We start from the raw sequence: 7065 nt of genomic DNA, 5'->3' as shown, positions 1-7065 counted from the left end.
TCGGGTCCATCGGCGGGAATTGCGGCTGTCCCGCGTTCGGGTCGCCCGGGGAGAACTGCGGCTGTCCGGTGTTCGGGTCGCCGGGCTGGAACGGCGGCTGGCCCGCGTTCGGGTCCATCGGCGGGAACTGCGGCGGACCGGCGTTCGGGTCGATGGGTGGGAACTGCTGGTACGAGGTGGCTTCCGGGTCCTGCTGGTATGGCGGGGCGGCTGCTTCCGCGTCCCGTGAGGGGAACTGGTCGGCCGCGTAGGGCGGGAGCTGGTCGAGCGGGGGAGCGGTGTTGCCGTTGGCGTCGTACGGCGACTGCTGCGGCGGATACGGAGGCTGCGGAGGCTGCGGCGGCTGCGGGACCTGCGCGGGGTCGTGCCCCTGGAAGCCGCCCGCACCCGGATAGGGCGGAGGCAGCATCCCTCCGTCGAACGGCTGCGGCATGGGGCCGCCGTCATAGGGCGGGGGCTGCGGCGGGCCGAAGTTCTCCGGCGGGTAGCCCTCCGGGGCCTGCTGGAACGCGGGCGGCGCGGAGAGCCACGGGTTGCCGCCCGGATCGCCCTGCGGGGACGGCGGGCCGCTCTCACCCGGCACGGGCTCACCCGGCACGGGCGGCGGTGGCAGCGGCAGCGGCGGCGGCGCGTTCTCCTGCTCGGCGGGCGCCTGCTGAGGGACCTGGGGAGGGCCCGGCGGGGGACCCTGGGACGGGGACTGCGCCTCCGGCGGCCGTTCGCCCTCGGGTGCGGACCGCCCGCCGTCGTCGCTCATCGCGTCGAGAGAGGCCAGCCGCTCCTCCAGGGAACGCCCGTCGTGCTCGTTCCTCGCCACCGTTCTTCCCCCTCGGGCACGCCTCTGATGATCAACACGGTGCAGGTGGGCGAATGGCCCCAAGGCAGGATACCCGTGTGCCAATACCACGCATCCACCGCGAAGATCGACGTCGACCCCGCGGAGCGGCCCCGGCGGGCGTCGCGTCCGGTGGGCCGTAACCCCGTTCCAGACGCCCGGTAGCGTGGCCGGTATGCATGCGATCGTTATCCGCGAGCCGGGCGACGCCGACGTCCTGACGTGGACGGAGGTACCCGACCCGGCGCCGGGCCCGGACGAGGTGCTGATCGACGTGGCCGCGAGCGCCGTCAACCGCGCGGACGTCATGCAGCGCAAGGGCTTCTACCCGCCCCCGAAGGGCGCTCCCCCGTATCCGGGCCTTGAGGTGTCCGGACGCGTCGCCGAGCTGGGCGCCGATGTGACGGGCCTGAGCGTCGGCGACGAGGTATGCGCGCTGCTCACCGGCGGCGGGTACGCCGAGAAGGTCGCGGTGCCCGCCGGACAGGTCCTCCCGGTGCCGCGCGGCGTCGATCTCGTGGAGGCGGCCGGGCTGCCCGAGGTGGCCTGCACGGTGTGGTCGAACGTGTTCCAGCTCGGCGGGCTGCGCGCCGGGGAGACCCTGCTCGCGCACGGCGGCGGCAGCGGCATCGGCACGTTCGCGATCCAGCTCGCCAAGGCGCGCGGCGCCCGCGTCGTGACGACCGTCGGCAGCGCGGAGAAGGCGGCGCGCTGCCGCGAACTCGGCGCGGACCTGGTCGTCAACTACCGCGAGGACGACTTCGTCGAGCACGGCCCCTACGACGTGATCCTCGACCTGATCGGCGCGAAGTACCTGGCCCGCAACGTGGACGCGCTCGCCGTCGGCGGCCGTCTCATGGTGATCGGGCTGCAGGGCGGCGCGCGGGCGGAGCTGGACCTCGGGAAGCTGCTGGGCAAGCGCGCGGCCGTCCACGCGACGACGCTGCGGGCCCGTCCGGCGGACGAGAAGGCGGCGATCGTGGCGGGCGTCCGCGAGCACGTGTGGCCGCTGCTGGAGGCGGGACGGATCCGGACGGTCGTCGACCGCCGCGTCCCGATGGCCGACGCGGCGGCCGCGCACCGGGCGCTCGAAGACAGCGTTCACGTCGGCAAGATCCTGCTGACCGTGTGAGGATGTGGAGTTTATGAGCGAGCCTTCGAAGAACCAGTCAGAACAGGAGCCGCAGGTGCTCGTCGTCGGCCCGAACGGCATCGCCGTCGAGGGCGGCGGGGGCGAGTCCGAGGGCAAGTCCGTCACCGACATGGTGGAGCAGCCCGCGAAGGTGATGCGGATCGGCGGCATGATCCGGCAGCTGCTGGACGAGGTCAAGGCCGCCCCCCTCGACGAGGCGAGCCGCGCCCGGCTGCGCGAGATCCACAAGTCGTCCATCAAGGAGCTCGAGGACGGTCTCGCGCCCGAGCTGGTCGAGGAGCTGGAGCGGCTGTCGCTGCCGTTCGCCGAGAACGTCGTGCCGAGCGAGGGCGAGCTGCGGATCGCGCAGGCCCAGCTCGTCGGCTGGCTGGAGGGCCTGTTCCACGGCATCCAGACGACGCTGTTCGCCCAGCAGATGGCGGCCCGCGCGCAGTTGGAGCAGATGCGCCGCGCCCTGCCCGCCGGGATGGTCCCCCCGAGCGCCGACGAGGAAGGCCCCGGCCACCGCGCCTCCGGCCCGTACCTGTAGACGTCCGCAAAGAAACGGCCGCACCCCTTCGACGGGGGCGCGGCCGTTCTCATTCGGTCGTTCTCAGACAACCCGTTCTCACGGGTAGAGGCGTTCGAGGATCTCGGCGACCCCGTCGTCGTCGTTCGTGGACGTCTTGTGCGTGACGGCCGCAAGCACCAGCGGATGCGCGTTCGCCACCCCGTACGAGACGCCCGCCCAGGTGAGCATCGGCAGGTCGTTCGGCATGTCGCCGAACGCCGTCACGTCCGCGGACCCGAAGCCGTGCTCGGCGCACAGCGCGGCGAGCGCGCTCGCCTTCGTGACGCCGTGCGCGCTCATCTCCAGCAGGGCCCGCTTGGACGAGTGCGTCACCGTCACCAGGTCGCCGACCGCCTGGACGGCCGTCTCGGTCAGCACGTCGGGGTCGCCCGCCGGGTCGAAGGCGAGCAGCTTGGTGCCGCTGCGGTCGGCGAGGTCGGCCGGGTCCACCGAACGGCCGCCGAGGGCCTCGACGTCCAGCCGTTCGAGGTCGTAGGTGGACTCGAACACGAACCCGGTCGGGTGCTCGACCGCGAACCGCAGGCCGGGCGCGACGGCGCGGAGCCGCCCCACCGTCTCCGCGATCACCGCGGGCGGGATCTCCCGCGTCTCCAGGACGGTCTCGGTGTGCAGGTCGTACAGCACGGCGCCGTTCGCGCAGATGGCGACGCCGTGGTGGCCCGCGGCCGCCGCGACGTCCGCCATCCAGCGCGGCGGTCGGCCGGTGACCATGACGAGCATCGCCCCGGCCCGCTCGACGCGGGCGAGGGCGGCGGCGGTCCGGGCTGAGATCGTTCCATCGGAGCGCACGACCGTCCCGTCGAGGTCAGTGGCGATCACACGCGGCGAAGGCTGGCTCATGTCCCCTTTTTATTGCATCCTCCGCCACTTTTGTCCCCTGGGGGCCCGTCAAGGTGGCGAAACGCGCGCTCGCCGACATCGTTCCCATCCCGCCCGGCGGCCCGTCGGGCGGCCGGGCGGGCGGCCGGGCGGGCGGCGGGGCTCAGTCGCTCTTCGCGCGTTCCTGGGCGGCGTGGAAGAAATCGCCGCCCTTGCGCCGGAAATCACCGGTCCCCCACGAGCGGGCCTCTTCCCGCGAGACCTTCCGCATGTGCGGAATGTGCTTGGCGCAGTGGATGTAAGCCTCTTCCACCGACACCTTCACCCACACCTGCGCACGCTGCCCCGGTGACTGCTCCACCGGAAGGTCGGGCCACATCGCACGCGCCGCGGCGCTTTCTAAAATCTCGGCTCCGCCATTGATGTGCAGCCCGATGCGGCTGCGCTCGAAGTCGATGATGACGATTCCCACATGCGGGTTCTCTTCGATGTTGCCCAAGCTCGCGAACACCCCGTTGCCCCTGTACTCCGGGTACAGGACCGTGCGCTCGTCCGCGACGAACAGGACGCCGGGCGGCCCGGCGCGAAAAGAACTGTCGCATTCTCCGCGCCGGTCGGCGGTCGCGACGAAGAACATCTCCTGCCGCCGGACGAACGCCTGCATGTGCGAGTTGAGATGGTCCAGCATTTGCTTGTCGTAGAACCGAATGGCGCGCTCCGTCGTTTCCAACCTTCGCTGGAGAGCGCGTTCACCGTCGGTTCCGGGACACACCGAGTACTCCGTCGTCATCAGTGGTGCCTCTTCTCTGCCAAGCTCGACCTCATCACCATGGACGTGGTCCCCTTCCGTCCGTGCGGGGTGGGAAGCCGGTTCCTCATGCTGATTCCGAGTGCACCACAGGCGTCAGTGCAAAGGAAGGGGTATCTCGGAAGTACCCAGACCAATATCGTTGACTTTGGCCATGACCCACACCTGGCAATGAAGTTGATATACCGTCGAGAGGGAGGGCGAACGGGGAGCCCTGAGGCGGTGTCCGGCATGGTCGATCAGTTGCTCGACATGGTCACACTCGGTGACCTGGACAGTGTGTTTCCGCAAGATCTGGTGGAAGCCGTTTTGGCCAAAACCCAGGACCGCGAGGTGCGGAGGCGGCTGCTGTCGCCCGGTTTGATGGTCTATTTTCTGCTCGCCCGCGCGTTGTTGTCCCCGCAGTCTTATCAGCGTGTGCTTCGTACGCTGGTCGCCGCGCCCGGACTCGATAATGGCTGGGATAATTGGCGGGTACCGGACAAGGCCGCGATATTTAGGGCGCGGTGCAAGCTGGGGATAGAGCCGTTCCGCGAACTGCTGGTCCACGCGGGGAGCGCGGTGGCCGACGAGCGGACGCCCGGCGCGTTCTGGCGCGGGCTGCGCGTCATGGCGCTCGCCGGCACGACGCTGCAGGCCGCCGACAGCCCGGCCAACCAGACCGGTCTCGGCGGGCCCCGGGCCCATCGGGGCGAGAGGCCGCCCGGTTGCCCGCTGGCGCGGCTGGTCGCGCTGGTCGAGGCGGGCAGCAACGCGGTCTGCGACGCGACGGTCGACTCCTACCGCGTCCGGGAACGGGTGCTGGCCGAACGGCTGGCCACCTCGCTCGGCCCGGCGATGCTGGTCCTCGCCGACCATGACCTTCCCTGCGCGCAACTGTGGAGCAGGCTGGCGGAGTCGGGCGCCGAGCTGCTCTGGCGCGTCCCCAAGACCTGGAAGCTGCCCGTCGAGGAGACCCTCCCCGACAGGTCATGGATCTCGACCGTGCACGGGGAGCCGGGCCGCGATGCCTGGCCGGGCCAGGACGCGCGAGCCCGGGTCGTCGAGTACGCCCCTGACCTCCCCGGCGGGAGCGGCGCGGAACGCTGCCGTCTCATCACCACCCTGACGGACCCGGACGCCGCGCCCGTCGCCGACCTGGTCGGCCTGTACGGCGCACGGTCGGAGGCGGGGGACCCGCTGGCCGAGTTGAAGACCATCCAGATCGGTTCGGACACCGTCCTGTCCAGCAGGACGCCCGACCTCGTGTTCCAGGAGACGTACGCGCACCTGGCCGTCTACACGGGCCTGCGCGTCAGGATGCACGCGACGGCGGTGAACCGCAGCGAGCCGCTGGACCCCGGTCGCCTCAGCTTCACCGCCGAGCTGCGCGCCGCCCGCCGCAGCCTCACGGCCCAGCGGCCCGCACCGAATTCCGTCATTCGGCCGCCGATTGACGGCCGCGACGCACCCGCCGCGGGACACAGCCGTCCCGCATGGGGAGATCATCGCGCGCTGACCTGGGCGGCGGCCCCCGCCGACCGCTAAGTCAACGGAGCGGGCCGCCGGTTCCGCGTCCGGCCCGCGGTCGGCGCTTGACGGGCGCCGTCAGCGCTTGACGGGCGCGGTCAGCGCTTGACGGGCTCCAGGACGTCCAGCCCGATGAACTTGCGCAGCGCCTCGGGGACGCGGACCGTCCCGTCGGCCCGCTGGTGGTTCTCCAGGATCGCGACCATCCAGCGGGTGGTGGCGAGCGTCCCGTTCAGGGTCGCGACCGGGCGGCTCTTGCCGTCCGCGTCCCGGTGGCGCACCGACAGGCGCCGGGCCTGGAACTCGGTGCAGTTGGACGTGGACGTCACCTCGCGGTAGGTGCCCTGCGACGGCACCCACGCCTCGCAGTCGTACTTGCGGGCCGCGCTGGCGCCGAGGTCGCCCGCCGCCACGTCGATCACCCGGTACGGGATCTCGACCTTGGCGAGCATCTCCTTCTCCCACTCCAGCAGCCGCAGGTGCTCGGCGTGCGCGTCGTCGGGCTCGCAGTAGGAGAACATCTCCACCTTGTCGAACTGGTGGACGCGGATGATGCCGCGCGTGTCCTTGCCGTAGGAGCCCGCCTCGCGGCGGAAGCAGGACGACCACGCCGCGTACCGCCGCGGCAGCCCGTCGAGGATCTCGTCCATGTGGTAGGCGGCGAGCGGGACCTCGGACGTGCCGACGAGGTACAGCTCGTCCTGCGGCAGCTGGTAGACCTCGGCGGCGTGCGCGCCGAGGAACCCGGTGCCCTCCATCGCCTCCGGCTTCACCAGGACGGGCGGGTACATCGGCACGAACCCGGCCGCGACGGCCTGCTCGATCGCCAGGTTGAGCAGCGCGTACTGGAGCCGCGCGCCGACGCCCGTCAGGTAGTAGAACCGCGCGCCGGACACCTTCGCGCCGCGCTCCATGTCGATCGCGCCGAGGCTCTCGCCGAGCTCCAGGTGGTCCTTCGGCTCGAAGTCGAACTCGGGCGGCTCGCCGACGTGCTCCAGGACGACGTAGTCCTGCTCGCCGCCGGGCGGGGCGCCGTCCTCGATGAGGTTCGGGACGTCCTTCAGCACCGCGTCGAGCTCGTCGCCGAGCCGGTCGGCCTCGGCCTCGGCGTCCTTGACCTGCTGCGCCAGCTCCTTGGCGCGGGTCAGCAACTGCTGCCGCTCCTCGCCCTGCGCCTTCGACACCGACTTGCCGAAACTCTTCTGCTCGGACCGCAGCCGCTCGAACGAGGTGAGCGCCGAGCGGCGCCTCCCGTCGAGGTCGAGCAGGCGGTCGACGACGGCGTCGTCCGCGCCGCGGGCGCGCTGGGACGCGCGCAGCCGGTCAGGGTCCTCTCGAAGAGCGCGAAGGTCGATCACAGATGCGAGGCT

6 protein-coding genes and 1 pseudogene are annotated in these 7065 nt (G+C 71.4%); 3 read left to right on the top strand and 4 right to left on the bottom strand.

The features are described 5' to 3' along the window. A pseudogene (locus FXF65_RS04150) lies at positions 1 to 817 on the bottom strand (hypothetical protein); the annotation flags it as partial. A 193-nt stretch (positions 818 to 1010) separates the two neighbouring features. On the opposite strand from FXF65_RS04150, the gene FXF65_RS04145 reads away from it, so the two are divergent. Together FXF65_RS04145 and FXF65_RS04140 are read left to right on the top strand one after the other, a co-directional pair. Continuing rightward, positions 1011 to 1967, top strand: a complete 957-nt coding sequence (locus FXF65_RS04145; protein ID WP_148348295.1) for an NAD(P)H-quinone oxidoreductase — start codon at positions 1011 to 1013, stop codon at positions 1965 to 1967. 13 nt (positions 1968 to 1980) lie between these two features. Next, positions 1981 to 2517 carry a bacterial proteasome activator family protein gene (locus FXF65_RS04140; RefSeq protein WP_148348294.1) on the top strand — a complete coding sequence of 179 codons (537 nt, stop codon included), beginning with the start codon at positions 1981 to 1983 and terminating at the stop codon, positions 2515 to 2517. Positions 2518 to 2595: 78 nt separating this feature from the next. Here FXF65_RS04140 and FXF65_RS04135 read toward each other — a convergent pair whose 3' ends face one another. Both FXF65_RS04135 and FXF65_RS04130 read right to left on the bottom strand, forming a co-directional pair. Continuing rightward, the gene (locus tag FXF65_RS04135) at positions 2596 to 3399 is read right to left on the bottom strand and encodes an HAD hydrolase family protein (protein WP_148348293.1); all 804 of its coding nucleotides are present in this window, start codon (positions 3397 to 3399) and stop codon (positions 2596 to 2598) included. A gap of 142 nt (positions 3400 to 3541) precedes the next feature. Further along, complete coding sequence (locus FXF65_RS04130; RefSeq protein ID WP_342787272.1) at positions 3542 to 4042, bottom strand: pyridoxamine 5'-phosphate oxidase family protein; 501 nt, start codon at positions 4040 to 4042, stop codon at positions 3542 to 3544. Between the two features lie 12 nt (positions 4043 to 4054). Between FXF65_RS04130 and FXF65_RS04125 the strand changes: the two genes are divergently transcribed. Next, positions 4055 to 5713 (top strand): IS4 family transposase, encoded by a 1659-nt coding sequence (locus FXF65_RS04125; protein ID WP_148348291.1) that lies wholly within the window; start codon positions 4055 to 4057, stop codon positions 5711 to 5713. Between the two features lie 80 nt (positions 5714 to 5793). Here the strand turns inward: FXF65_RS04125 and serS are convergent, their stop codons facing one another. Beyond that, positions 5794 to 7053, bottom strand: coding sequence for a serine--tRNA ligase (gene serS, locus FXF65_RS04120; RefSeq protein ID WP_148348290.1), 1260 nt, complete (start codon positions 7051 to 7053; stop codon positions 5794 to 5796). Positions 7054 to 7065 lie beyond the last annotated feature (12 nt).

Source organism: Actinomadura syzygii, assembly GCF_008085905.1.
GTDB classification, from domain to species: domain Bacteria; phylum Actinomycetota; class Actinomycetes; order Streptosporangiales; family Streptosporangiaceae; genus Spirillospora; species Spirillospora syzygii.
The sequence above is the reverse complement of the archived record's forward strand: the minus strand, read 5'-3'. Positions and strand labels throughout refer to the sequence as shown.